The organism is Klebsiella sp. CN_Kp091 (assembly GCF_040065095.1).
GTDB classification, from domain to species: Bacteria; Pseudomonadota; Gammaproteobacteria; order Enterobacterales; family Enterobacteriaceae; genus Klebsiella; species Klebsiella aerogenes.
On sequence record NZ_JBEAIO010000048.1, the window covers coordinates 29,574 to 53,822 of the forward strand.

The window sequence follows — 24,249 nt, forward strand, 5'->3', positions numbered from 1 at the left end:
GGCTCCGTGTTGACTTATAAATAGCCGGGCTGCGGCGAGTGGCCGAAGAACATATTGCCGGCGTTGATGTATGTCAGCTCGCCCATAAAGGCGTGCTGGGTGATGACCATGGAGTCGCGGGCATAGCGCTGCAGCGGGCTGCGCATTGAAATGCCCGGCATCCCGGCCAGTTTCAGCGCGCGGGTGGTGACCGAAGCAGAGACGCGGGTAATATGGGTGGAAGAGAGGCGCATGGCGTTAATCCGCTCTTCTCCCGGTTCATCGCCGCGCAGAATCGCCTGCCAGACATCGTCGATGGCGTCGTAGAACCAGCAGCGCGCCGAACGCAGATCCGCTTCGCAGTGGGCGATTTCCATCTGCGCGAATTGACGATCCGCCAGGCACGGCGCGCCGGTGACCGAGCTTTGTCGTTCGGCAATGGCGTAAATCTCCGATAACGCCGCGCGGGCGATACCCAGCGCGACCACCGACAGCACCTGAGTGGCCAGCGACAGTACCGGATAGCGATACAGAGGGCCTTCGAGGTTAAGTTCGCCGCCGCGAATAAAGGTCCACTCCTGCGGCACGAAGGCATTATTCAGCACCACGTCATGGCTGCCGGTACCGGAGAGGCCGACCGTATTCCAGACCGGATCGATGGTGAACTTCCCGGCGGGTAGCACCGCGATGCGCGGTAGCGGACGGTCGCTACCGTCATCGGTTAGAATGCCCACGCCGATAAGTTCGGCGCCGCTGCAGCCGCTGGCGAAGCTCCAGCGCCCGCTGACGCGGTAACCGCCATCCTGAGTCGTCGCTTTTTGCGGCGGGAAGATCCCGCCGGCAAAGACAATATCCGGCCCGTGGCGGTAAAGCTCATCGAGACTGCTCGGCGGCAGGCCGCCAAGATAAAACGGATTCATGCCGAAGCTCGCCACCCAGCCGGCAGATCCGTCCGCCGTTGAGAGCGTTTCAATTAACTGACAAAACTCCGCAGGTGATATTTCATCGCCGCCGTAGCGTTTTGGCACCAGCGCGCGATAAACACCAATCTTTTTAAAGCGGGAAATGATATCTGCCGAGATATATTTCTGCTGCTCGAACTCCTCGCTGCGTTTTTTAATATCCGCGAGTAATTCGGCAAATTCTATTGTCGTGGCGTGCAGGGTCTTTTCCGCACGCGAAGTTGCAGAGGGGTTTAACATGCGATTTAGCCTCTTCCAGTTAATGAAAGTACGGTTTTATTATTTTAATTTTTCCAGCAAATACTCAGCGTAATTAAGTAAATCGAACTCTTTATTTTTATTGGCGACTAATTGCAGAGCCACCGGGCGATGATTAACTTCGCCAAGCGGCAGGCTCAGGGCCGGATGACCGCTTAAATTAAATGGGCGCACCAGGCGAGTCAGGTTGACCACTTTGAGCGGATCCGCCGCTTCTTCCAGCGTTGGCGGGCATTCTGGCAGGGTCGGCAGCAGAATCAGCGGGGTTTTCGCCAGTTGCGCATCCACCGCGGCGCTGAATTGTTGACGCACGCTTTCCGCAGCCTGCCGCTGCTGAGGGCCGATCTCCGCGCCAGCGCGGATCCGCTGGGCGACGTCCGGCGCCAGATTCGGCGCGTTGATAATGTTGTGAAACGCCAGCCAGTTTTCCTGGCTTATCACCGTAAGCCCGGCCTGATGCGCTTCGTTGAACCCCGGCAGTTCAGCGCTAGTCCATGTCAGACCCGCCTGCTGCAGACGTGAGACGATCAGTTGCTCAATTTCCGGCGTTGCCATGCCCGCCAGATAGCTTATCGCGGGGGCTTCCCGGCGCGCAGGAGACACTGATTCCCCCAGCGCTTTTGCCAGCGCCTGACTCAATGTGGCGATATCGCGGGCGAACAGGCCGACGCAGTCGAGCGAACTTTCAGTCGGCATGACGCCAGCGCGGCTCAGGCGGCCAAAGCTCGGCTTCAGGCCAGCCACGCCGCAGCAGGCCGCGGGCATTCGCACCGAGCCGCCGGTATCGGTGCCGACGGCGAAGTCGACTTCACCGGCCGCGACCACGGCGGCAGAGCCGCTGGACGAACCGCCGGGGATTAACTGCGGATAATGCGGATTGCGCGGCGTACCGCTATGCGGGTTGATGCCGGTGACGCCAAAGGCCAGCTCGTGTAGGGTGGTTTTGCCGCGCAGCTGGCAGCCGTTATCCAGTAGCGCCGCGACTACGGCCGCATGGCGGACGGCAGGCGGCGCATCCTGCAATACCGGACTGCCGGCGCGGGTCGGGAAACCGGCAATATCGAGGCTGTCTTTGACCGCAAACGTCAGCTCGCCGTCGCCAAGGGTAAAGCGCGAGATAAACCCGGATTGTGCGTTTTCTGTCTCTGTACGATGTTCAGTAACCATGTTTCACAACTCCGTAAGGGGTGATAATTACCGCGCTAAATGACTAAAAAACGACCCGCTGGCGTTTGAGATAATCTTGTCAGTAAAACTTGAAATTTCAAGTAATTTGTCACCCGTTTTTTACATCGAAATTCATGATAAGACGACGCTATGAAGGCAATAATTTTTATTAATGTATTGATTTTTATGGATAAAAAATTGTGTTTAAATTTTAATCTCTTGAGGGACGTCACAAAAATAAATGAAAAATATAAGTTAAAAAAATGATAAAAAAGTGTGCGAAAAACGCAGGGGAGGGCAAAATAAAAAGAATAACCATTTATAGGAAATGGTTATTATTGCAGGGGATTAGTCATCGAGATTATGCAGAATGAGCGCCAGCACCTGATTCATCTTTTTTTCCTGCGCTGGGGTGATGCCCTTGAAGGCTTTAGCAAACACGGTTTCCGCTAACGCCCGGGCTTCGGCAACTTTGGCTTCACCGGCGGCGGTAAGTTCCGCTTCGGTGACCCGACCATCGCTGACGCTAACGTGGGTCGTGAGCAGGCCATCATCGCGCAGACGGCCAACAATTTTGGTCACCGTTGGCATCTTACTAACGGCATATTCGGTGATCCGCGAAATACTGGCGCGGTGGTACTGATGCACCAGCATCAGTACGCGAAAGCGGGAAAGGTCGATGTCGATTTTTTTGAGCTCGATTTCCATTAATTGGGTATAACGGGCGTAAACGTTAACCACCCAAAAGAAGGGAAACTCTTCTTTATGAAAGCGGCTTTCGTGGCTCTCTGGCGGGGTCGAAGAGTGAGTCTTATCCACAAGCATCTCCTTGCCTGACGACGATAGAATGTGCAGATGGTATGCGTATTTGGCGGTTATTGCAAAACGCAATACGCTGTAATAAGACCCTGCGATGCTGAGGTGATTAAGCTGACTTCGGCACAATGCGAGACCTCTAAAAGGTGACGACATTATGTTAGCCATACGTTATTTAAGCCGCGAAACACGCTTGCTGCTGGCGGGCGTGCTGGGGGTTGCGCTGCTATGGGCCGCCATGACGCTGCATGCCCATTGGGGAGCGTTTATTCAGTGGTGTCTGGCGATGCAAATTACCCTGCATCGCTACCTGGTCATGTACCTGTTGCAGCTCAACGATAACCAGTACAGTGGCGGCGTCTGGCTGCTGGTTGGGGCATTTCTCTATGGCGTGCTGCACGCCATTGGACCAGGGCACGGTAAATTCATCGTCACCACGTACCTCAGTACCAACCAGGAGAGCGTGGCGGCAGCGCGGATTGTCCCGTTCCTTGGCAGCCTGATGCAGGGAGTGAGCGCCATATTATTCGTCTTTATCCTCGCGGTTGGCCTGAACCTGGCCTCTGGCGACCTTAGCGCCAGCCGCTGGTACGTGGAGAAAATTAGCGCCCTGATGATTGGCGCCTTTGGCGCATATGTTATCTACCGGGCGCTGGCAAGCCTGCGCCCGCGCAAAATGACGATTAACGCAGTGACGCCTTTGCATGGGCATGATGCACAGTGCGGCTGTGGCCATCATGGCGTTGGGCGCGAATTACACGGCGTCGACTGGAAAACTCGCCTTGGCGTCGTGCTGGCGATTGGCGCGCGTCCCTGTAGCGGAGCAATCATGATCCTGATGTTTGCTAATGCGCTGGGAATTGTCAGTTGGGGCATTGCCGCGGTGATGACCATGGCATTAGGCACCGCGCTTTCAATCCTCGGATTGTCGCTGGTGGTACGCTATGCGCGCAATCGGGCGATCAACTTGTTTATCGCCGATAGCCGTCAGCTACGCTGGCTGGTGCCGTTGGTGAAAATGATTGGCGGCGTGCTGCTCATCTTGTTTGCTACAGTGCTGTTTCTAACTGTCATCCCGGTCAGCGCCAACGGCGATTTTATTGCCGCCGGATGTTAGTCGTTTTCCAGCAGGCGCATCAATACCCGCAGCGCCTCGTCTAACTGCTGGCGTTGGGGGACGGAAAGCCCCGCCAGCAGTTGTTGCTCATTCGCCACGTGGGTGGCAACCGCCTCATCGATCAGCGCTCGTCCCTCTGGCGTTAACGCTACCAGCATGCTGCGGGCATCCTGAGGATTTGCTAAGCGGGTAATCAACCCTCGTTTTTCCAGCGCCTTGAGGCGATGGGTCATCGTGCCGGAGGTAATCATCAGTGTCGAAAAGAGCTGGGTCGGCGACAGCACGAATGGCTCGCCGGCGCGGCGCAGCGTCGCCAGCATGTCGAACTCCCAGCGTACCAGAGAATGTTTGATGAAAGCCGTCTCAACGCGCGGCTCCAGCAGCATGGCGCAGCGTTTCAGGCGGCCGATTGGCCCCATCGGGCTGCAATCCAGATCCGGGCGCTCGCGCTGCCATTGGGCGAGAATGCGGTCAACGGCATCCGTTGGCGGTAATTTGTCCATGCGTGCTCACTTATCTTGATATCAAGATATTTATCGATACATACTTGCTACACAATTTAACTTGATATGAAGATAAAATCATGGCCTTTTTTACTCGTCATCTGGCGGTCGATCTGCTGCTGACCGCGCTGGCTCCCGCTATCTGGGGAACCACCTATATCGTTACTTCGCAGTTCCTACCGCCGGACCGTCCTTTTATCGCCGCGCTGTTGCGGGTATTACCTGCCGGAATTGCGTTGTTACTGTGGAGCCGTCAGTTTCCGCAGCGTGGTGAGTGGTGGAAGCTGATCATCACCGGAATATTAAATATCGGCGCCTTTCAGGCGTTACTGTTTATCGCCGCTTATCGTCTTCCCGGCGGGTTGGCGGCGGTGATCGGCGCGATTCAGCCGCTGCTGGTGATGCTGCTGGCCTGGTGCGTGGATCGCCAGCGTTCGCCGTGGCTGGCGGTGGTTTCCGCCTGCGCCGGGATCATCGGTATGGCGATGTTGCTGCTTTCTCCGCGCACGGTGCTGGATTCGTTAGGTATCGGCGCCGCCTTTCTTGGCGCCGTTAGTATGGCGCTGGGCACCTGGCTGTCGCGGCGCTGGGCGCTATCGTTGCCGGTCGTGGCGATGACCGGCTGGCAATTGCTGATTGGCGGGATCGTGTTACTGCCTATCGCGCTGCTGGTGGACCCGCCGCTGCATAACGTCACCCTATTACAGGCCGCTGGTTATGTCTGGCTGTGCGTAGCCGGGGCGATGCTGGCGTATGGCTTATGGTTTCGCGGTATCAGTCGATTGTCGCCGGTGGCGGTATCGGCAATGAGCCTGCTAAGTCCGGTGACGGCGGTACTGCTGGGATGGATTTTTCTCGGTCAGAGAATTGAGGGAATGGCGTTGGCGGGGCTGATTGTGGTGCTGGCGAGTGTGCTCTCTATTCAGCGCGCGCTGGCGAAACGTTGACGTGAAAAAGCCCCATGAAGGGGCTCGACATTGCCGTGTTTTTTTACGTGGCGGGAGCCAGACCAGCCGTCCTCAGACGACCTGTCCGGCAGCTCCCTCTGCGACCATTCGGTTATTTAGACAGTTCCGCCGTCATGTGTACCTGATTACCGGTATAGGCTTCGGTAATGTGGTAAGAGGCGCCCTGATCTTTAGCGATAGCAGCGATTTTTGCTTCTGCGTTGTCCAGGGTATCAGAGGTCACGCTTACCGGGTGAGCCGCAAAGCTTGCGAAAGAAACCAGAGACAGCATACCAGCAGCAGCAAGTAATTTTACGTTTTTCATGGTGTTTATCCTTTTAACTTTTATGGTGGAAAGCGTTGTGCTTTCGATGGGTTTATAATAAGTCTGCTAACTATAACGTACGTTGCAAAAAGTGCGATTTAGATCACATTTTTGTGGCGGTTGTATGACTGCAAATGGAATTTTTATTGAAAAAAACTGTAAAAACATAATGTTATATCTCATCTTTGAGAGTGCTAATTTCCGTTGACCCGCGTTTAAACCTCGCCAGAATTTCGCCTGGCATTGATTATGTGAATGGTTTGGTGGTTTTTTGGCTTTCTGTGACGGTGATACTTCGCCCGCTGGCGAAGCATTGCTAGCCATCGGCGCGCTACAGTGCTGCTTCATTCGTTACTGGAGGAAAAAACCATGATTGCGGTACTCTTTGAAGCACAGGTCACGCCAGCGCAGCAGGAACGATACCTTGCGCTGGCGGCACAGCTGAAACCGCTGCTGGAGACTATCGACGGCTTTATCGCCATTGAGCGTTTTCAAAGCCTCAGTGCGCCGGGGAAGATATTGTCGCTGTCCTGGTGGCGGGATGAGCAGGCGGTGGCGGACTGGAAGTGCAATATTTGTCATCAGGCGGCGCAGCGGGAAGGGCGGGAGTCTATTTTTGCTGATTATCAGATTCGCGTGGCGCAGGTGCTGCGTGAATATCAGATGCAGAGTCCGCGCTCTGCGTAACCGACATTAAGCGGAGGTGTTATGCTGCAACCTGCGGTTGTGATTAATGATGACGAAGCGCTGGCCGTGGCGATGGCGGCGGTTGCTTCGGCGATGGCTGACCCTTCACGAGTGAAAATACTCTGCGCGCTAATGGATGGCCGGGCATGGACAGCGACTGAGCTCTCCGTCGCGGCGGACATTTCGCCGTCGACCGCCAGCGCGCATCTTAGCCGGTTAGTCAGCAGTCGCTTACTGATCTGCCTGGCGCAAGGGCGGCATCGCTATTATCGCCTGGCGGGTGGTGATGTCGCCGGATTGCTGGAAAATATGATGACGATGGCCGGAAAAAGCGCGGTGCCGCTGGCCACACGAACGCCGGGGACGCTGCGTATGGCGCGTACCTGCTACGATCATCTGGCGGGTGAGGTGGCCGTCGCCATCTATGATTTTCTGCAACAGCAAGCGTGGCTCACGGCTAATGGCGCAGCGCTTACCGCGACGGGGGAGGCGCATTTCGCCCGCTTAGGTATTGCGTGCGATGGCGGCTCCCGCCGCAAAGCCTGCTGCGCCTGCCTCGACTGGAGCGAGCGCCGTTTTCATCTTGGTGGTGCCGCGGGCGCTGCCTTGTTGCAGTGGGGCGTGCAAAAAGGTTGGTTCATGCTGGTGCCCGGCTACCGAGAAGTGACAATTAGCGAGCCCGGTAAGCGAGCGCTGCGTCAACACTTTGGTTTGGCGCTGTAGACCCGGCAGCGGTATGCCCGTTCAGCAGTGATTCATATTGACGATTTGCTTATGCATCACCTGCGAGCTATTCATTCCCAACTTTTTCATGATGTGAATGCGATGGCTGTGCACCGTCTTATGGTCGATATTCAGCAGCGAGGCAATTCGCTTATTGTTATTGCAGGCGATAATAAGTTCCAGTACCTGCAGCTCTCTGGCCGTCAGCTTTCGCTGCGTGCGCAAATACCGGGACTGCGGGTTTTCATCCTGCGTTCTGGTAATTGCCGAAAATGCGTCTAAGGAAGATTTTTCCGTCAGGATTAACAGGTTTTCCAGATCTATTAATTCCCGGCACAGATTGGCGATATCGCTTTTTACCATCAATACCAACAATGTACAGCGCGAGAAATGAAAGCGCAGCTTGTTGAGTAATACGACCGTATCGGCAGCGGATATATCCTTGTGGATCATATTGAGGATCACCGTCTCAGCCAGGGGCGCGACGCCCCCTTGTACGATGTCCTGATAACTGGCCTGGGTGATATCCTGGTGAATATCGCTCAGATAATCGTGAATAGATTGGCCAATGATATTGTCGTCGGTGTACAGCAAGATATTGTTCAAGGGCATTAAACTCTCTTCTTCCGCTTGGCTTCCAGAATCAAATCGATCAGCGTTTTTTCTATTTTCTTCCTGTCGTCGCTGCGGCGGAACTTAAACTGACAGGAAATCTGATAGTAGTTTTCCTGATTCTTCTCTTCGCTATCCAGCGTGACCATCGCCACGTTCTTGATAACCAGATCAACGGTGATTTCGCCATATTCCGCCAGAGACAGAATGGCGTTTTTCAACGTTGAGTTGTTGGCAAGGAATTTCAGGTTTGGACTTTGCGCAATCAGCGCGCAGCCGCCATCAGAAATATCTTTGATATCAAAAGCATAGTTTTCGCCATTTTTGTGGCGGCCATGACAAAAGAAATCATTCTCATCGCGCAAACGAAATCTGGGATCTCGTCGTCTTTGTACAACCTGGATGCATTCTGGTAACGCAAATGCCACCTTATTGCTATTCTCCGCGCCGCCAGCGGAATTCTTCTGCCGCTGGGAGGTGAACTCGATCTTTCCTGAATCGCTATGCAGAATAAATTTGAATTTATTCCCCGCCGGGATTTTGCTCTCGCTGCGGATATGGAATTCGGCAAAATCGACACGCGCAATCTGAGTACTGATGCTTTTGTTATTAAAGAAAATTTCTATCTCTGTTTGCTTTCTCTGTTCCTCTCTGAAAATAGCAATGATTTCATACTTACTGGTTTTTATCGTTCCCTCTATCATGGGTAATCCTTGTTGAATCGTTACTGTGCATAGTTAATTTTTTTTACAGCAATAGCGACATACTGATTATGTTAACCAGATGTTTTTGTGAACGTTCGATGATATTGACTATCTTTGTGGCCAAATTGATTTGTATAAACGTCGAAGCCGATATTGTTTTTTCCTGTAATCAAGAGTGTTAACAAAAACCATGGAACAATACAAACGACAACAGCCTCCCAATTAGGAGGCCTAAGAAATAACGTAACTCAATGCAATTTATAAGGTTATTGCCCGGATAAGGAATCAGCAAAACCCGATTTGTAGGATATATAGTGCCAGCAGAGATGGCCTAATTCCAGCTTAATATTAAGGGGATAACCCTTTACGACAAACGCCGTAAAGGGGGGAGTTGACGCCATCAGCGGGTGATGCTATCCAGCGTCGCCAGCGCCTCGGCGGGCAGAGAAATCGTCGCGGCGGCGAGATTTTCCCTTAAATGCGCCACCGATGAGGTGCCCGGAATCAGCAAAATATTCGGCGAGCGCTGCAGTAACCACGCCAGCGCCACCTGCATCGGCGTGGCGTTGAGCCCGGCGGCAACCTCGTTAAGCTCCTGCGCCTGTAGCGGCGTAAAACCACCCAGCGGGAAGAACGGCACGTAGGCGATGTTTTGCTGCGCCAGCGCGTCGATTAACGCGTCGTCACCGCGGTTAGCGATGTTGTATTGGTTTTGTACGCAGACGATGGGCGTCAGCTTCTGCGCATCGGCAACCTGTCTGGCGGTGACGTTACTCAGACCGATGTGACGAATCAGACCGCGGGCTTTTAGTTCCAGTAAGGTCGTTAGCGGTTCCTCCAGCGAACCTTCCACCGGGCCGTGGGTGCCGAGCATGCTGCGCAAATTAACCACCTCCAGCCTCTCCAGGCCGAGGTTACGCAGGTTATCTTCGACGGCCTGGGTGAGTTCCGCCGGCGACATCGCCGGTAGCCAGTTGCCTTTCTCATCGCGGCGGGCGCTGACCTTGGTGACGATACACAAATCATCGCCATAGGGATGCAGCGCCTGGCGAATTAGCTGATTAGTGATATGCGGGCCGTAGAAATCGGAGGTATCGATATGATTCACCCCGGCGGCGACGGCTTCTTGCAGAACGCGAATGGCGGCGTCGGGATCTTTTGGCGGGCCAAATACGCCGGGGCCGGCGAGCTGCATGGCGCCGTATCCAAGCCGATAAACCTGACGGTCGCCTAAGATTGCGACCCCGGATAATGTTACGTTGGACATAATGACTCCCTCCGATGATAGGCAAGGAGTAAGTGTAATCCCGTCAGGGAGAGGTAATGGGCGAGAATGTTGGCAGAACGTGCGGCGCCGCGGAAGGCGTCGCCGCGAGAGCGATTTAACTGAAGAACATCACCGAGACGCAGAGCAGCCCGACGATCAAGGTTATGAGATTACCCAGTGAACGATAGGGCTTGAGCGCCGGAATGATATACGTCGACAACGTCGGCATGATGAACAGAATCATGGCGATAAGCGGGCCGCTGATGGCGTAAATCATCGAGATGGCGTTCGGATTGATAAAGCAGACGATGAAAGTCAGCGCCGAGACCAGCATAATCGACATGGCGCGGTTAAAGGCGCGGCTCTTGCGAATGCCGAGCTGGCCGAGAGACGTTTTAACGATCTCGCTGGCGCCTTCGATCACCCCAAAATAGGTGCCGAGGAACGATTTCGACATCGCGACCACCGCGACGATAATGCCGGTCACTGCAAGCCAGCCCGGCGCGCCCGGCGCCATGGAGAGCGCAGAGAGAATCGTCACCCCTTCATTACGCGCGGCTTCGATGTACGGCAGCGGAATGGACAGCAGGCAACTGAAGACAAAAAACAGCACGCTGGCGCAGATGATGGTGTAGGCCACCTTCATGATTTTTTTGCATTTACCCATGGCCAGCTCACCATATTTCTCCTGCTGATCGATAGCGAAGGTCGAAATAATCGGCGTATGGCTAAAAGCGAAAACCATCACGGGAATTGAGATCCAGATTTGGTGCCAGGTCTTTGCGTTCAGCTGCATCTGACTGGTGAGGTGTTCCGGTTGCCAGCTGCCAATCAGGTAGATGGAGAGGAACAGGAAACAGCCAATCAGCGGGAAGACGAGGAATCCCATCACTTTGATGGTCATATGGCGCCCCATCAGGAAGATCAGATTCAGTACCAGCACCACGGCGAGGCTCAGCAGAGCGCGTACCCCAGGGGTCATCGCCACGTGTCTCGCCAGTTGTTCAGCCAGCGAATTAGTGATTGCCACGGCATAGATCAGGATCACCACGAAGAAGGCGAGAAAGTACAGGCTGGTGATCAGATTGCCGACTTTTTTGCCGTAGTAATGATTGACCGCGCCGGTGATCCCTTCACCGGCCGCCACTTTTGCCGACAGGATGAATTGACACAGCGCTCTGTGCGGCCAGTAGGTTAACGGCCAGGCAACCAAAGCGGTAAGGAACAGCACGATGGCGCCGGCCGAACCGAGTTGAATCGGCAGGAATAGGGTGCCGGCGCCTACGGCAGTGCCATATAGAGCAAAACTCCATAGAGTTTCTTCTTTAGACCAAATTTTAGACATTATGCGAATTTATCAACCGTATAACCCAAAAAAAGGAGTGCAATTTACCACATTTATGAATCGTTTGCGGTGATAGTTTTCGGCGATAAATAAACCTGCGGATCGCCAAAGGGTTAGGCGATCCGCGCGATCGAGAACGTTAATTATTCGGCAGACTCTGCGGCTGGCGATACTTCAGGACGCGCACGCGCAGCGTATCCCACGCCCAGTTAAAGAACATGGTGTAGGGCAGGAAGAACAGCATAAAGCCGATTTCCAGCATAAATGCCTGCACCAGCGACACGCCGAGTACCAGCGCGACGACGGTGACGCCGATGATGATAAAGCCGCACTCAAAGCCGATGGCGTGCAGCGCGCGCACCCACAACGTACGCGCCAGTCGTGAAACCGGCCACAGACGGTCGAAGGCGGCGTTATAGATCAGGTTCCAGACCATCGCCATGGTGGCGAGCAAAATGGCCAAGCCGCCCATTTCGACCACCGATCGCTGCATTAACCAGGCAGCGGTCGGGGCCAGAATTAACGTGGCGAGGCCTTCAAAGCTCGCCGCGTGGAGTACGCGTTCCAGTAGCGTCTTACGTTGCAGGTTATTGGTTTTCATTTTGGGATACCTCGTGTTAGTTCTGTCATCCAGATTTACCCGGCATTTTATGGAAAAATGTGATAAACAAAAGATAGATTCCATCGATAAAGTAGATAGGTTATGCATTATTCTCCCGAAGCTCTCACCGCCTTTGTAGAAGCCGCTGCCAGCGGTTCGTTCTCCGCCGCCGCCCGGCGGATGCGTAAAAGCCAGTCCACCATCAGTACCGCGATTTCGAATCTTGAAACCGACCTTGGGGTGGTGCTGTTCGATCGTTCCACTCGCCAGCCGACGCTGACCGCTCAGGGCGAGCAGGTGTTGGGCTATGTGAAAGCAATACTGGCCGCCAGTTCGCGGCTGGATGAGCTCGCCAGTTCGTTATCGGGTAATACCGAACCGCGGTTGACCTTCGTCTTGTCGGATACCCTGCACCCGGATGTACTGGAGGATTTGCTGGAACAGTTCGATCGGCGTTTTCCGCATACCGAGTTTGAATGCCTGATTGGCGAAGACGAAGATGTGGTGGATCTACTGCAAAAGGAGCGTGCGCAGGTGGGGCTTATCGAAGCCAGGGACAGTTATCCGATGGAGATCGGCAGCATGCGCTTACCGTTGCAAACGGCGATGGGGATTTATGTTGCGCCGGGGCATCCGCTGGCCGGTCAGGGGCGGGTTTTCTGGGATGATCTGCACGGCTGGCGTGAACTGCGGCTTAGCACTTATCTTGAGAGCGCGCCGGATCCCTCGCGCGGCCAGGTATGGTCGGCGCCCAACTATTTGCTGCTGCTGAGTATGGCGGTGCAGGGCTTTGGCTGGTGCATTTTGCCCTGCGCGCTGGTGGAAGAGTTCGCCGGTAGCGGCAAGCTTAAAGCGTTGAATATCGCCGGCTGGCCGCGCTCGATCTCGGTGGATCTACTATGGAACAAGCGTACGCCGCTGGGGGAAGCGGGCAGCTGGCTGCGCCAACACCTTGAAGGGCAAGGCCGCGAGTCGTGATGGCGAACTTTGTGAACCTCCTCACTTTTTTTAAACAATTGCGAAATTTTTTGATAACAATTCTCTACTATAACGGCATCTATTGATGGTTCTTTGCGCAGAAGGTAAAGGATGAAAGATGTCGTGATCGTCGGCGCGTTGCGTACGCCCATCGGCTGTTTTCAGGGAACGCTGGCGCGTCACTCGGCGGTGGAATTGGGCAGCGTGGTGGTGAAGGCGTTAGTCGAGCGGAGCGGAATCGATCCGCAGTGCATTGATGAAGTGATCCTCGGTCAGGTGCTGACCGCGGGCACCGGGCAGAATCCGGCGCGTCAGTCGGCGATCCGCGGCGGGCTGCCGAATACCGTTTCGGCGATCACCATCAACGACGTTTGCGGCTCCGGGCTGAAAGCGCTGCACCTGGCGACTCAGGCCATCCAATGCGGCGAAGCGGATGTGGTGATTGCCGGCGGCCAGGAAAACATGAGCCGCGCGCCGCATGTGCTTACCGACAGCCGAACCGGCGCGCAGCTGGGCAATAGCCAGCTTATCGACAGCCTGGTGCATGATGGGCTGTGGGACGCTTTCAATGACTACCATATGGGCGTAACGGCGGAAAACCTGGCGCGAGAGTATGGGATTAGCCGAGAATTACAGGACGCCTGGGCGCTTAGCTCGCAGCAAAAAGCGCGGCGGGCGATAGACTCCGGGCGGTTTCGCGATGAAATTGTGCCAGTCGCCACCGAGCATAACGGCAGTAAACGGCTGGTGGATACCGATGAGCAGCCGCGGATGGATGCCAGCGCTGAAGGGTTAGCCAGCCTGATGCCGACCTTCGACCAGCTTGGGTCGGTGACCGCGGGTAATGCATCGAGTATTAACGATGGCGCGGCGGCGGTGATGATGATGAGCGAGTCAAAGGCCCAGGAGCTGGGGCTGCCGATTCTGGCGCGCATTCGCGCCTTCGCCAGCGTCGGCGTCGATCCGGCGCTAATGGGCATTGCGCCGGTACATGCTACCCGCCGCTGTCTTGAGCGCGCGGGTTGGCGGCTGGATGAAGTGGATTTAATTGAAGCCAATGAAGCTTTCGCCGCCCAGGCGATTTCCGTTGGCAGAGTGCTGGAGTGGGATGAACGGCGGGTTAACGTTAACGGCGGGGCTATCGCTCTGGGCCATCCAATTGGCGCCTCCGGCTGCCGTATTCTGGTGTCGCTGGTACATGAAATGATTAAGCGCGATGCGCGTAAAGGGCTCGCGACGCTGTGTATCGGCGGCGGTCAGGGCGTTGCGCTGGCGGTGGAGCGCGCATAATACGATCTCGCGCCGTCTTTGGCGCGAGGTCCATCATCCTCACCGATCTTCCTTTCTTCGTTTTTCTACCAGATTTTCATTCTCTGCGCTTATTTTTCAAAGATAAGCTAACCAGTTGTATTTTAAGTGTTTATACAGGTCACCGCTCCCTGGCGATGTGATCCGTTTTGCGTTTTTATCATTTTTAATCATAAAAAATGAAACGTTGTTTTAATTGCCATTGAAAATGATTTTTCCGCGGTCTACTATGTGAGCATTAGCAAAACGGAACTCTGTTTTATTTTTATGATGGGGATGTTCCAGGAGTTCTTCTTAACCTCAGAACCTTGCCTGTGGTGAGCAGGCCGTGAAAGAAAGGAACCAGATATGATTCTTGATGCATTCTCTCTTCAGGGGAAAGTCGCGGTAGTGACCGGCTGCGACACCGGTTTAGGCCAGGGCATGGCGGTTGGGCTGGCGGAAGCGGGCTGCGATATCGTCGGTATTAATATCGTTGAGCCGACGGAAACCATCGAGCGCGTTACCGCGCTGGGGCGTCGTTTTTTAAGCCTCACCGCCGACCTGCGGCAGATAGATGGTATTCCGCAGTTGCTTGAGCGCGCGGTGGCGGAATTCGGTCACATCGATATTCTGGTCAATAACGCGGGGCTGATCCGCCGTCAGGATGCTATCGAATTCAGCGAGAAAGACTGGGATGACGTGATGAACCTGAATATCAAAAGCGTCTTCTTTATGTCCCAGGCCGCGGCGAAGCATTTCATCGCCCAGGGTAACGGCGGCAAGATCATCAATATTGCCTCCATGCTGTCGTTCCAGGGCGGGATCCGCGTGCCGTCCTACACCGCCTCGAAAAGCGGCGTCATGGGCGTAACTCGCCTGCTGGCCAACGAATGGGCGAAGCATAATATCAATGTTAACGCCATTGCCCCCGGCTACATGGCAACCAACAATACCCAGCAGCTGCGTGCCGATGAACAGCGCAGCGCGGAAATTCTCGACCGTATCCCGGCCGGTCGCTGGGGGCTGCCGAGCGATTTAATGGGTCCGGTGGTGTTTCTTGCTTCCAGCGCATCCGATTACATCAACGGCTACACCGTGGCGGTAGACGGCGGTTGGCTGGCGCGCTAACAGACATAGTCGTACAACCCGCCAACCGGCGGGTTGTTTTCTGAACAATGATCGTCCATATCATGAGGTTTAAATAATCCATACTCGTTAGTCATAGAAAATAAAATACTCGCCATTCATCAGGGTTGTTTTGACGATCGGACAGCATTTTTTGCATAAGATAAAGTTTAATGTCCATCACAAAAACAATGCTGCCAGCCGTTTTATCCATATCTTCGCCATCTCCCGCCTGACACCTTAGCCCTGCGATCCCGTACTTTCACTGCACGCATACTCTGTTGAGGCAGGAAAAAAATGACTTCATTGACCACCGATCCGGGTTTACTCCCCAATGCGCAGCGCAACACCCGGCGCATGAACCAGTTTGTCTCCATTGCCGCCGCGGTGGCGGGTTTGTTATTCGGCCTTGATATCGGCGTGATTGCCGGGGCGCTACCTTTCATCACCGATCATTTCGTTTTATCCAGCCGTCTGCAGGAGTGGGTGGTCAGCAGTATGATGCTTGGCGCGGCGATTGGCGCGCTGTTCAACGGCTGGCTCTCTTTCCGTCTTGGCCGTAAATACAGTCTGATGGTCGGCGCGGTGCTATTTGTGGCGGGCTCTATCGGCTCGGCATTCGCCACCAGCGTCGAGATGCTGCTGGCTGCGCGTATTGTCCTTGGCGTCGCCGTCGGTATCGCCTCTTATACCGCGCCGCTCTATCTTTCTGAAATGGCAAGCGAAAACGTTCGCGGCAAGATGATCAGCATGTATCAGTTGATGGTCACGCTTGGCATCGTGCTGGCGTTCTTATCCGATACCGCCTTCAGCTACAGCGGCAACTGGCGGGCGATGCTTGGCGTGCTGGCGCTGCCGGCGGTATTGCTGATTATCCTGGTGGTGTTCCTGCCTAACAGTCCGCGCTGGCTGGCGGAAAAAGGCCGCCATATCGAGGCCGAAGAAGTGCTGCGCATGCTGCGCGATACCTCGGAAAAGGCGCGCGATGAGCTGAATGAAATCCGCGAAAGCCTGAAGCTCAAGCAGGGCGGCTGGGCGCTGTTCAAAGTGAACCGCAACGTGCGTCGGGCGGTGTTCCTCGGCATGTTATTGCAGGCGATGCAGCAGTTTACCGGCATGAATATCATCATGTATTACGCGCCGCGGATCTTCAAAATGGCCGGCTTTACCACCACCGAGCAGCAGATGATCGCCACGCTGGTGGTCGGCCTGACCTTCATGTTCGCCACCTTTATCGCGGTGTTTACCGTTGATAAGGCCGGGCGTAAACCGGCATTGAAAATCGGCTTTAGCGTGATGGCGTTGGGCACCCTGGTGCTGGGCTACTGCCTGATGCAGTTTGATAACGGTACCGCCGGCAGCGGCCTCTCCTGGTTATCGGTGGGAATGACCATGATGTGTATTGCCGGGTACGCGATGAGCGCCGCGCCGGTAGTCTGGATCCTGTGCTCCGAGATCCAGCCGCTAAAATGCCGCGACTTCGGCATCACCTGTTCGACCACTACCAACTGGGTGTCGAACATGATTATTGGCGCGACCTTCCTGACGCTGCTGGACGCGATTGGCGCGGCAGGCACGTTCTGGCTCTATACCGCGCTGAACGTGGCCTTTATCGGCGTGACCTTCTGGCTGATCCCGGAAACCAAAAACGTGACGCTGGAGCACATCGAACGCAAGCTGATGTCCGGCGAAAAGCTGCGTAACATCGGCAACTGATCACACGGATTCACGCGGCAGCCACGGGCTGGGAACCTTAATGGTATCCCGATGGCTGTCGCCGTTAATGATATGCAGGGCGCTCAGGCGGCCAATTTCATAATGCGGCAGTTGCACCGTTGACAGCGGCGGCAGGAAGAGATCGCCAATACCCACCATATTGTCATAACCCACCACCGCCACATCTTCCGGGATCCGCAAACCCTGCGCCAGCAGCGTCTGGTAGACCATAAAGGCGATGCGATCGTTGCCGCACACCACGGAATCAAACCGCGGTTTACCCTGCTCAATATGGGCCAGCAGCTGGCCGGGAATATCGCGATAGTGTTCGTCACCGTAGGTCATATAGCAGTGATCGAGCGTATCCGGATCAACCTGCGCCTCACGGCAGGCGCGTTCCAGCCCCTGTCGACGGCGTATCGTCGCCAGATGCCTGGCCGGAAGATGCAAACAGAGCGGGCGGCGATAGCCGGCGGCCAGCAGCGCTTTCACCGCGTCGTACTGGCCCTGTTCATCATCCGGAATATAGCTGGCGACGTTCTCGTTCAGGCTTTCGCAGTTGGCCAGTACACAGGGCAGCGTCAACAATTTTGCCGGTAGCGGAACCTGGCGCAGCCCCATGGTGGTGTAAATGATGCCGTCCGGGCGATGGGAAAGCAGCAGGTCGAGAATGGCATCAGGGTTGTCATCCGAGAACATGTTGACCACAAAGCTGTTCCAGCCGTGGGCCCGCGCCGTCTCTTCGATAGAGAGCGTTATCTCTACCGAGAAAGGGGTGGTCACCGTGTCCAGCGCCAGTACGCCGATGGTGCTCGGCGTTGCCCGGGCGCCGCGAATTTTCTTCGCCGACAGGTCGGGGACGTAATTGGTCTGTTCAATCGCTGCTTGTACGCGGGCGAGCGTTTCCGCCTTCAGGCGCTCCGGGCTGTTCAGCGCGCGGGATACCGTCATCAGTGAGACGTTGGCTAGCTTCGCTACATCTTTCAGGGATGCCATGGTGATTACTCCGGTATACAACTAAGTCGCTGATGTAAAAGGATCATACGATAGTCTATCCCAGCCCGATGGTGAAGCATGGCGAGGAATAGTTGATCGCGATCTCATCTCCATTATGTTAACGTTAACTTTTGTGATTAACATCATGAATCGTCACAAAACCAGATGAGAGTTGTTTTTTGTTAACGTTACCATTTGCGCATTACTCCAACACGAGAATGTCATGATGAAGACACATCACTCTCACAGCTACCCCTTACTCAGTGCCTTACTGTTTTTCTTTTTTGTTACCTGGTCTTCTTCCGGCTCGTTGCTTTCCATCTGGCTACATCAGGAGGTAGGGCTGAAAGCCGGGGATACCGGCATTATCTACGCGGTGCTGTCGGTCTCGGCGCTATTCGCCCAGATTTGCTACGGCTTTATCCAGGATAAACTGGGGCTGCGCAAAAACTTACTCTGGTATATCACGGTCTTACTGATCCTTTCCGGGCCGGCCTATCTGCTGTTTGGCTATCTGCTCAAAATCAACGTGCTGCTCGGCAGTATTTTTGGCGGCATCTATATCGGCCTGACCTTTAACGGCGGCATTGGCGTGCTGGAGTCCTATACCGAGCGCGTGGCGCGGCAAAGCCAGTTTGAATTCGGCAAAGCGCGGATGTGGGGATCGCTGGGCTGGGCGGTGGCGACCTTTTTCGCCGGGCTGCTGTTCAACATTAACCCACAGCTGAATTTCGCCGTCGCCAGCTGTTCCGGTCTGGTTTTCTTCATGTTGCTGGCGCGGCTTAAGGTTTCTTCAGCGCCGCACGCCATGCAGGAGGCGGTCAGTGGCGGTAAAGTCACGCTGGAAGACGCGCTGCGCCTGCTGACGCTGCCGCGCTTCTGGGCGCTGGTGTTTTTCGTCGTCGGCACCTGTATTTACGGCGTTTACGACCAGCAATTCCCGGTCTATTTCTCTTCGCAGTTCGCCACGCTGCATGAAGGGAACGCGATGTATGGCTATCTCAACTCATTCCAGGTGTTCCTCGAAGCGGCGGGGATGTTCTGCGCCCCGTGGCTGGTCAACCGCATCGGCGCGAAAAACGGCCTGATCTTCGCCGGCATGGTGATGGCGATGCGCATGGTGGCCTCCGGGCTGGTGGAAGGCCCGGTTCTGATCTCGATTACGAAACTGCTGCACGCCGTGGAATTGCCGGTGCTGCTGGTTTCCATCTTTAAATACAACAGCCTGAACTTTGATAAACGCCTTTCTTCCACCCTGTACCTGGTTGGTTTCGCCTGCACCAGTTCGGTTATCGCCACCGTACTGTCGCCGCTGGCGGGCTATAGCTACGAAAAATACGGTTTCGCCGACTCCTATTTGATCATGGGACTACTGGTGTTCTGTACCACCTTCATCTCCATCTTCCTGCTGCGATCCAATAAGGCCTCTTCGGATTCGCTCATGTCGCAGCCATCCACTATCTGACTGAAAAGAGAAATGAATATGATGTATTCCATTAGTAACGCGGAGCGGGAACTGCAGACGAAAAGCGTGGATCTCAACCCGCGCTGGTATCCGCGTTATCACCTGGCGGCCCGTGCCGGCTGGATCAACGACCCCAATGGGCTGGTATGGTTCGACGGCTGGTACCACGCGTTTTATCAGCACCACCCGTATTCAAACCAGTGGGGGCCGATGCACTGGGGCCACGCGCGCAGCAAGGATCTTGTGCATTGGGAACACCTGCCGGTGGCGCTGGCGCCGGAAGGGCCGGAAGATAAAGACGGCTGCTTCTCCGGCTCGGCGGTGGTTGATGGTGATACGCTGGCGCTTATCTACACCGGCCATAAATTTCATGGCGATCCCGCTGATGAAAATAATCTGTACCAGGTCCAGTGTCTGGCGACCAGCCGCGACGGCATCCATTTTGAGCGCCAGGGGATGGTCATTGATACCCCGCCGGGGATGCACCATTTTCGCGACCCGAAAGTATGGCGTGAAGGTGAAAGCTGGTACATGGTGGTCGGCGCGCGGGTAGACGACGTCGGCCAGGTGCGGTTGTACCGTTCCGCCGACCTGCGCCACTGGCAGGACGCCGGTATTCTTGCCCAGGCCGAAGCGGGGATGGGCTACATGTGGGAGTGCCCGGATTTCTTTGAACTCGATGGCAAGCGGGTGCTGATGTTCTCGCCGCAGGGGATGGCCGCAGACGGCTTTGCCCGGTGCAATTTATTCCAGAGCGGCTACCTGCTGGGAGACTGGCAGCCGGGGCAACCTTTTGTCCGCGAAGAGGCGTTTGTCGAACTCGACAGCGGCCACGATTTCTATGCGCCGCAAAGCTTCCTCACCCCCGATGGCCGACGAATTGTTATCGGCTGGCTGGACATGTGGGAGTCGCCGCTGCCGGAGCAGCAGGACGGTTGGGCCGGTATGCTGTCGCTGCCGCGCGAGTTAAGCCTCGGCGCGAATAATCGGTTATTGATGCGTCCGGCAAAAGAGGTGGAAGGCCTGCGCCGCGACTGGTTCCCGTGGCCGGTCAGTTCGTTGAAGAATCAGCAACTGACGATGGTAGAGCACTGCGAAACCATGGAGGTCAACCTGCATTGGGATACGGCCAATAGCGGCGCCGAGCAGTACGGTTTGAGCTTTGGCGAAGGGCTGAGGGTATATGTCGACAATCAGATGCAGCGTCTGGTGCTGGAGCGCCGCTATCCGCAATATGGTTTGTGCGGCACCCGCAGCGTTGCGTTACCGGCCGGTTCGGCGTTGAAGCTGCGGCTATTTTTCGATAGCTCATCCGTTGAGGTTTTCGTCAATGATGGCGAAGCCTGCCTCAGCAGCCGTATTTATCCTGATGCCCGGCGCCGGGAATTAGCTTTATTTTCCTGGAGCGGCAGTGCGGCATTAATTGATGGCGGAGCGTGGAATATCTAATTAAAGAGTCATTAACCAGAATCACCCGTTAGCAATCGCTGGCGGGTATTTAATATTTACCAAAATAATAAAACAATACCTTTAATATATAATAAGCAGGGTCTAACGATGAATAAAATCTGGGTTGGATGTCTTATCTCGTCTTTATTTATTCCCGCCGCCGGCGCGCAGCAAACGCTTTCGCTTGAGGAGCGCCTGGCGCAGATGGAGCAGCGCTTAAAAGCCACCGAGCAGCGTGTGCAAAACGCCGAGGCGGAAATCCGCGAACTGAAGCAGCAGGAGCGCGCGACGGCTAAAAGCAGCGCGCCAGCGCCCGCGACGGTTGCCGCGCCCGCGCTGGCGGTGAATAAAGATGTCGATTTAAAATTTTACGGTGATGTTGAATTTAATATGGATGGCGCCAGCCGAACCGGCAGCCTGACCTCGGTAAAAACCAGTGCGAATAAAAACTGGGCGCCGGGGGATAAAGAACGTTGGGATATCAATGGGCGTATTTTGTTAGGGTTCGATGGCTTACGTAAAGGCGCTAATGGTAAATATTCCGGCTTTAGCGTACAGCCGCTGGCGGATATGACCGGAAAAATGAATCTTGATGATGCCGTATTTTTCTTTGGTCAGGAAAATGACTGGAAAATAAAAGTGGGGCGTTTTGAAGCCTACGATATGTTCCCGCTGAATCAGGATACGTTTATTGAATACTCTGGTAATACCGCCAACGATCTCTATAGCGACGGTTACGGTTATATCTACATGATGAAAGAGGGGCGCGGGCGTAGCAGCAGCGGCGGTAATTTCCTGCTGAGCAAATACCTCGATAACTGGTACTTTGAGCTCAACACGCTGGTGGAAGACGGCAGTTCGCTGTTTGTCGATCAAAACTACCACGGCAACGCGCTCGATAATCGTAAAAACGTGGTCTACGTGCGGCCGGTGGCGGCCTGGCAGTCCGGGCCGTGGTCGGTGGCGGCGGCGGTTGAGAGCAATCTGGTGAACAATGCTTATGGCTATCAAAACCAGAATGGACGCTGGGTCGATCAGTCCAGCCGTACCGGTTACGGTCTGACGATGAGCTGGAATACGCTTAAAACCGATGCCGAAGATGGCATGGTGGTGAATCTCAGCACCGCTTATCTGGACGCGGCGGATGAAGAGGATTTCAGCGCCGGTATTAACGCGCTGTGGCATCGCGTCGAGCTGGGATATATCTACGCGCACAACAAAATCGACCAGTTCAACATGGCGGGGGTCAGCGGCGAGTGCGATGGCGACTGCGCGATTCTGACGCCGGGCCGCTATGACATCCACACGATTCATACCTCCTGGCAACTGCCGAATATCATGGATATGCCGAACTTTAATATTTATCTCGGCGCCTATGCCTCATGGCTGGATTCGTCGGCCCAACAGGGCGGGAACGCCGACGAACGCTATGGCGCGCGCGTGCGCTTTAAATATTTCTTCTGATGTGGCCGCCGCCCAACAGCAACAGTGGAAAGTTATCGGCAGGTTTGCTTCACTGGAGCAAACCATAAAGGAGCAGATAATGAAAACCATCGGCCTGCTGGGCGGCATGAGCTGGGAATCCACCATTCCCTATTACCGGTTAATTAATGAAGGCATTAAAGCGCGGCTCGGCGGCCTGCATTCCGCCAGCCTGTTGCTTCATAGCGTTGATTTTCATGAGATTGAAGCCTGCCAGTCGGCAGGGGAGTGGGATCGCGCCGGCGAGATCCTCGCCGCGGCGGCGCTGGGGCTACAGCAGGCTGGCGCCGAGGGCATCGTGCTGTGCACCAACACCATGCATAAGGTGGCTGAGGCGATTGAAGCCCGCTGCGAGGTGCCGTTCCTGCATATCGCCGACGCCACCGGGCGGGCTATCAGCGCTAAAGGCCAGCGTCGGGTCGCGCTATTGGGTACCCGCTACACCATGGAGCAGGATTTTTATCGCGGCCGTCTGCAGCAGCAGTTTGCCATTGAGACGCTGATCCCGCAGGCCGACGATCGGGCGCGCATCAATCAGATTATTTTTGATGAGCTGTGCCTCGGCACCTTTAGCGACGCCTCGCGCGACTATTATCTGCAGGTCATCGAGGCGCTGGCGGCGCAGGGGGCGGAAGGCGTTATCTTCGGCTGCACCGAAATCGGCCTGTTGGTACCGGAAACGAGTAGCCCGCTGCCGGTATTTGATACCGCGGCGATCCATGCCGCCGACGCGGTGGAATTTATGCTCTCTTAAGTACCGCCGCCAGCGGCTGTTCGATACGCGGCAGGCTGGTTTGCAGATGCTGGACAAAGGCGTCGACCAGCGCGGAACCGGGGCGATGTAGCGGGCGGATTAGGCTGACGGTAAAGGGCACATCGACGCTGAATCGCCGCACCACCACGCCGCTCTCAGCGTAGTCGAGGGCGGTGAGCGGGTTGACTACCGAAATGCCCGCTCCGGCGCGCACCATCGCGCAGATCGACGCCGCGCTGTGGGTTTCCACCACCATCCGTCGTTTTACCTGGTGCTCCATAAACAGCGCATCAAGCAGCTGGCGGTAGCTGTCGGTGCGCGACAGGCTGATATAGTTTTCGCCGTGGAAGTCGGCGGGGGTGAGTTCGGTTTTCGCGGCCAGCGGGTGATCCTGTGGCAGTACGCAGACCTCATTTAAGGTCAGCAGCGGCGTGCGCTCGGTGCCGGCCGGCGTATGCAGCGTTTCCGTTAACCCCAAATCGTGGCGCTGGGCGGATAGCCACTCCTCCAGCAACGGCGACTCCTGCGGCACGATCTGCAGGCTGACGTCCGGATAGCGCGCGAGGAACGGCTGCAGCAGCAGCGGCAGAAATGACTGCGAAAAGACCGGCAGACAGGCTATCGACAGCTCTCCCTGGCGGAATTCGCGCAGGCTCTCCGCGGCGCTAACGATGCGATCGAGCCCGTACCACGAGCGCTGTACTTCTTCAAACAGTCGCAGCCCCTGGACCGTCGGCTGCAGACGGCCGCGGGCGCGGTCAAACAGCTTTAAGCCGAGTACTTTCTCAAAGCGCGCCAGTTCACGGCTGACCGTCGGCTGCGAGGTGTGCAGCATCCGCGCCGCTTCGGTCAGGTTGCCGGTGGTCATCACCGCGTGGAAAATCTCAATATGGCGTAAGTTGACGGCAGGCATGGGCGGCTCCCGGTTAGCATCAGATAGCCATATCATTTTTGCATAGACTCGCGACAAAACGATATTTT

The 24,249-nt window shown here is 55.5% G+C and carries 24 protein-coding genes; 12 read left to right on the forward strand and 12 right to left on the reverse strand.

What is annotated here, in order from left to right; genetic code table 11:
- Positions 1 to 14 precede the first annotated feature (14 nt).
- The 3 genes from ABLV17_RS20295 to ABLV17_RS20305 all read right to left on the reverse strand — a co-directional run bounded on the left by ABLV17_RS20295 (position 15) and on the right by ABLV17_RS20305 (position 3,185).
- Complete coding sequence (locus ABLV17_RS20295) at positions 15 to 1,181, reverse strand: acyl-CoA dehydrogenase family protein (protein WP_308957854.1); 1,167 nt, start codon at positions 1,179 to 1,181, stop codon at positions 15 to 17.
- Between the two features lie 39 nt (positions 1,182 to 1,220).
- Complete coding sequence (locus ABLV17_RS20300) at positions 1,221 to 2,366, reverse strand: amidase family protein (RefSeq protein ID WP_308957855.1); 1,146 nt, start codon at positions 2,364 to 2,366, stop codon at positions 1,221 to 1,223.
- A gap of 348 nt (positions 2,367 to 2,714) precedes the next feature.
- On the reverse strand, positions 2,715 to 3,185 hold the full coding sequence (locus tag ABLV17_RS20305; RefSeq protein ID WP_113372976.1) for a MarR family transcriptional regulator: 471 nt from the start codon (positions 3,183 to 3,185) through the stop codon (positions 2,715 to 2,717).
- Positions 3,186 to 3,339: 154 nt separating this feature from the next.
- Here ABLV17_RS20305 and ABLV17_RS20310 point away from each other — a divergent pair, with 154 nt between their 5' ends.
- A complete protein-coding gene (locus tag ABLV17_RS20310) occupies positions 3,340 to 4,299 on the forward strand; it encodes a nickel/cobalt transporter (RefSeq protein ID WP_308957856.1) in 960 nt (319 codons plus the stop codon).
- On the opposite strand, the gene ABLV17_RS20315 is transcribed toward ABLV17_RS20310, so the two are convergent.
- Entirely contained in the window at positions 4,296 to 4,802 is a 507-nt protein-coding gene (locus ABLV17_RS20315; RefSeq protein ID WP_087859695.1) for a MarR family transcriptional regulator, read from the reverse strand. The genes ABLV17_RS20310 and ABLV17_RS20315 overlap by 4 nt on opposite strands.
- 80 nt (positions 4,803 to 4,882) lie before the next feature.
- On the opposite strand from ABLV17_RS20315, the gene ABLV17_RS20320 reads away from it, so the two are divergent.
- Positions 4,883 to 5,749 (forward strand): EamA family transporter, encoded by an 867-nt coding sequence (locus ABLV17_RS20320; RefSeq protein WP_087859694.1) that lies wholly within the window; start codon positions 4,883 to 4,885, stop codon positions 5,747 to 5,749.
- Positions 5,750 to 5,861: 112 nt separating this feature from the next.
- On the opposite strand, the gene ABLV17_RS20325 is transcribed toward ABLV17_RS20320, so the two are convergent.
- The gene (locus tag ABLV17_RS20325; protein WP_015369896.1) at positions 5,862 to 6,074 is read right to left on the reverse strand and encodes a YdgH/BhsA/McbA-like domain containing protein; all 213 of its coding nucleotides are present in this window, start codon (positions 6,072 to 6,074) and stop codon (positions 5,862 to 5,864) included.
- Positions 6,075 to 6,443: 369 nt separating this feature from the next.
- Here ABLV17_RS20325 and ABLV17_RS20330 point away from each other — a divergent pair, with 369 nt between their 5' ends.
- A complete protein-coding gene (locus ABLV17_RS20330) occupies positions 6,444 to 6,761 on the forward strand; it encodes an antibiotic biosynthesis monooxygenase (RefSeq protein WP_087859693.1) in 318 nt (105 codons plus the stop codon).
- A 21-nt stretch (positions 6,762 to 6,782) separates the two neighbouring features.
- A complete protein-coding gene (locus ABLV17_RS20335) occupies positions 6,783 to 7,484 on the forward strand; it encodes a winged helix-turn-helix domain-containing protein (protein ID WP_113372974.1) in 702 nt (233 codons plus the stop codon).
- Between the two features lie 21 nt (positions 7,485 to 7,505).
- Here the strand turns inward: ABLV17_RS20335 and ABLV17_RS20340 are convergent, their stop codons facing one another.
- The 5 genes from ABLV17_RS20340 to ABLV17_RS20360 all read right to left on the reverse strand — a co-directional run bounded on the left by ABLV17_RS20340 (position 7,506) and on the right by ABLV17_RS20360 (position 12,013).
- The gene (locus ABLV17_RS20340) at positions 7,506 to 8,096 is read right to left on the reverse strand and encodes a LuxR C-terminal-related transcriptional regulator (protein ID WP_072251579.1); all 591 of its coding nucleotides are present in this window, start codon (positions 8,094 to 8,096) and stop codon (positions 7,506 to 7,508) included.
- Positions 8,096 to 8,800: a pilus assembly protein PilZ gene (locus ABLV17_RS20345; RefSeq protein ID WP_045396640.1), complete on the reverse strand. Its 705-nt coding sequence runs from the start codon at positions 8,798 to 8,800 to the stop codon at positions 8,096 to 8,098. Before ABLV17_RS20345 ends, ABLV17_RS20340 begins: the two co-directional genes overlap by 1 nt.
- 400 nt (positions 8,801 to 9,200) lie before the next feature.
- The gene (locus ABLV17_RS20350; protein ID WP_113372973.1) at positions 9,201 to 10,067 is read right to left on the reverse strand and encodes an aldo/keto reductase family oxidoreductase; all 867 of its coding nucleotides are present in this window, start codon (positions 10,065 to 10,067) and stop codon (positions 9,201 to 9,203) included.
- A 115-nt stretch (positions 10,068 to 10,182) separates the two neighbouring features.
- Positions 10,183 to 11,412: an amino acid permease gene (locus ABLV17_RS20355; RefSeq protein WP_087859690.1), complete on the reverse strand. Its 1,230-nt coding sequence runs from the start codon at positions 11,410 to 11,412 to the stop codon at positions 10,183 to 10,185.
- 139 nt (positions 11,413 to 11,551) lie between these two features.
- Positions 11,552 to 12,013, reverse strand: coding sequence for a multidrug/biocide efflux PACE transporter (locus ABLV17_RS20360; RefSeq protein ID WP_087859689.1), 462 nt, complete (start codon positions 12,011 to 12,013; stop codon positions 11,552 to 11,554).
- 102 nt (positions 12,014 to 12,115) lie between these two features.
- Between ABLV17_RS20360 and ABLV17_RS20365 the strand changes: the two genes are divergently transcribed.
- From ABLV17_RS20365 to ABLV17_RS20380, 4 genes are all read left to right on the forward strand, one after another.
- Positions 12,116 to 12,991 (forward strand): LysR family transcriptional regulator, encoded by an 876-nt coding sequence (locus tag ABLV17_RS20365; protein WP_308957858.1) that lies wholly within the window; start codon positions 12,116 to 12,118, stop codon positions 12,989 to 12,991.
- A 111-nt stretch (positions 12,992 to 13,102) separates the two neighbouring features.
- Positions 13,103 to 14,281, forward strand: a complete 1,179-nt coding sequence (locus tag ABLV17_RS20370) for an acetyl-CoA C-acetyltransferase (protein ID WP_045396653.1) — start codon at positions 13,103 to 13,105, stop codon at positions 14,279 to 14,281.
- 366 nt (positions 14,282 to 14,647) lie between these two features.
- A complete protein-coding gene (gene kduD, locus ABLV17_RS20375) occupies positions 14,648 to 15,409 on the forward strand; it encodes a 2-dehydro-3-deoxy-D-gluconate 5-dehydrogenase KduD (protein ID WP_015703339.1) in 762 nt (253 codons plus the stop codon).
- A gap of 294 nt (positions 15,410 to 15,703) precedes the next feature.
- Positions 15,704 to 17,122 carry a sugar porter family MFS transporter gene (locus ABLV17_RS20380; protein WP_015369908.1) on the forward strand — a complete coding sequence of 473 codons (1,419 nt, stop codon included), beginning with the start codon at positions 15,704 to 15,706 and terminating at the stop codon, positions 17,120 to 17,122.
- On the opposite strand, the gene ABLV17_RS20385 is transcribed toward ABLV17_RS20380, so the two are convergent.
- Positions 17,123 to 18,118: a LacI family DNA-binding transcriptional regulator gene (locus ABLV17_RS20385; protein ID WP_087859686.1), complete on the reverse strand. Its 996-nt coding sequence runs from the start codon at positions 18,116 to 18,118 to the stop codon at positions 17,123 to 17,125.
- 223 nt (positions 18,119 to 18,341) lie between these two features.
- Here ABLV17_RS20385 and ABLV17_RS20390 point away from each other — a divergent pair, with 223 nt between their 5' ends.
- The 4 genes from ABLV17_RS20390 (at position 18,342) to ABLV17_RS20405 (ending at position 23,268) form a co-directional block, all read left to right on the forward strand.
- Positions 18,342 to 19,583, forward strand: coding sequence for an MFS transporter (locus ABLV17_RS20390; protein ID WP_045373827.1), 1,242 nt, complete (start codon positions 18,342 to 18,344; stop codon positions 19,581 to 19,583).
- Between the two features lie 18 nt (positions 19,584 to 19,601).
- Entirely contained in the window at positions 19,602 to 21,032 is a 1,431-nt protein-coding gene (locus tag ABLV17_RS20395; RefSeq protein WP_308957859.1) for a glycoside hydrolase family 32 protein, read from the forward strand.
- Positions 21,033 to 21,140: 108 nt separating this feature from the next.
- On the forward strand, positions 21,141 to 22,496 hold the full coding sequence (locus ABLV17_RS20400) for a carbohydrate porin (RefSeq protein WP_308957860.1): 1,356 nt from the start codon (positions 21,141 to 21,143) through the stop codon (positions 22,494 to 22,496).
- Between the two features lie 79 nt (positions 22,497 to 22,575).
- Positions 22,576 to 23,268, forward strand: a complete 693-nt coding sequence (locus ABLV17_RS20405) for an aspartate/glutamate racemase (RefSeq protein ID WP_047039119.1) — start codon at positions 22,576 to 22,578, stop codon at positions 23,266 to 23,268.
- Here the strand turns inward: ABLV17_RS20405 and ABLV17_RS20410 are convergent.
- A complete protein-coding gene (locus ABLV17_RS20410; RefSeq protein ID WP_087859682.1) occupies positions 23,255 to 24,181 on the reverse strand; it encodes a LysR family transcriptional regulator in 927 nt (308 codons plus the stop codon). The genes ABLV17_RS20405 and ABLV17_RS20410 overlap by 14 nt on opposite strands.
- Positions 24,182 to 24,249: the final 68 nt, after the last annotated feature.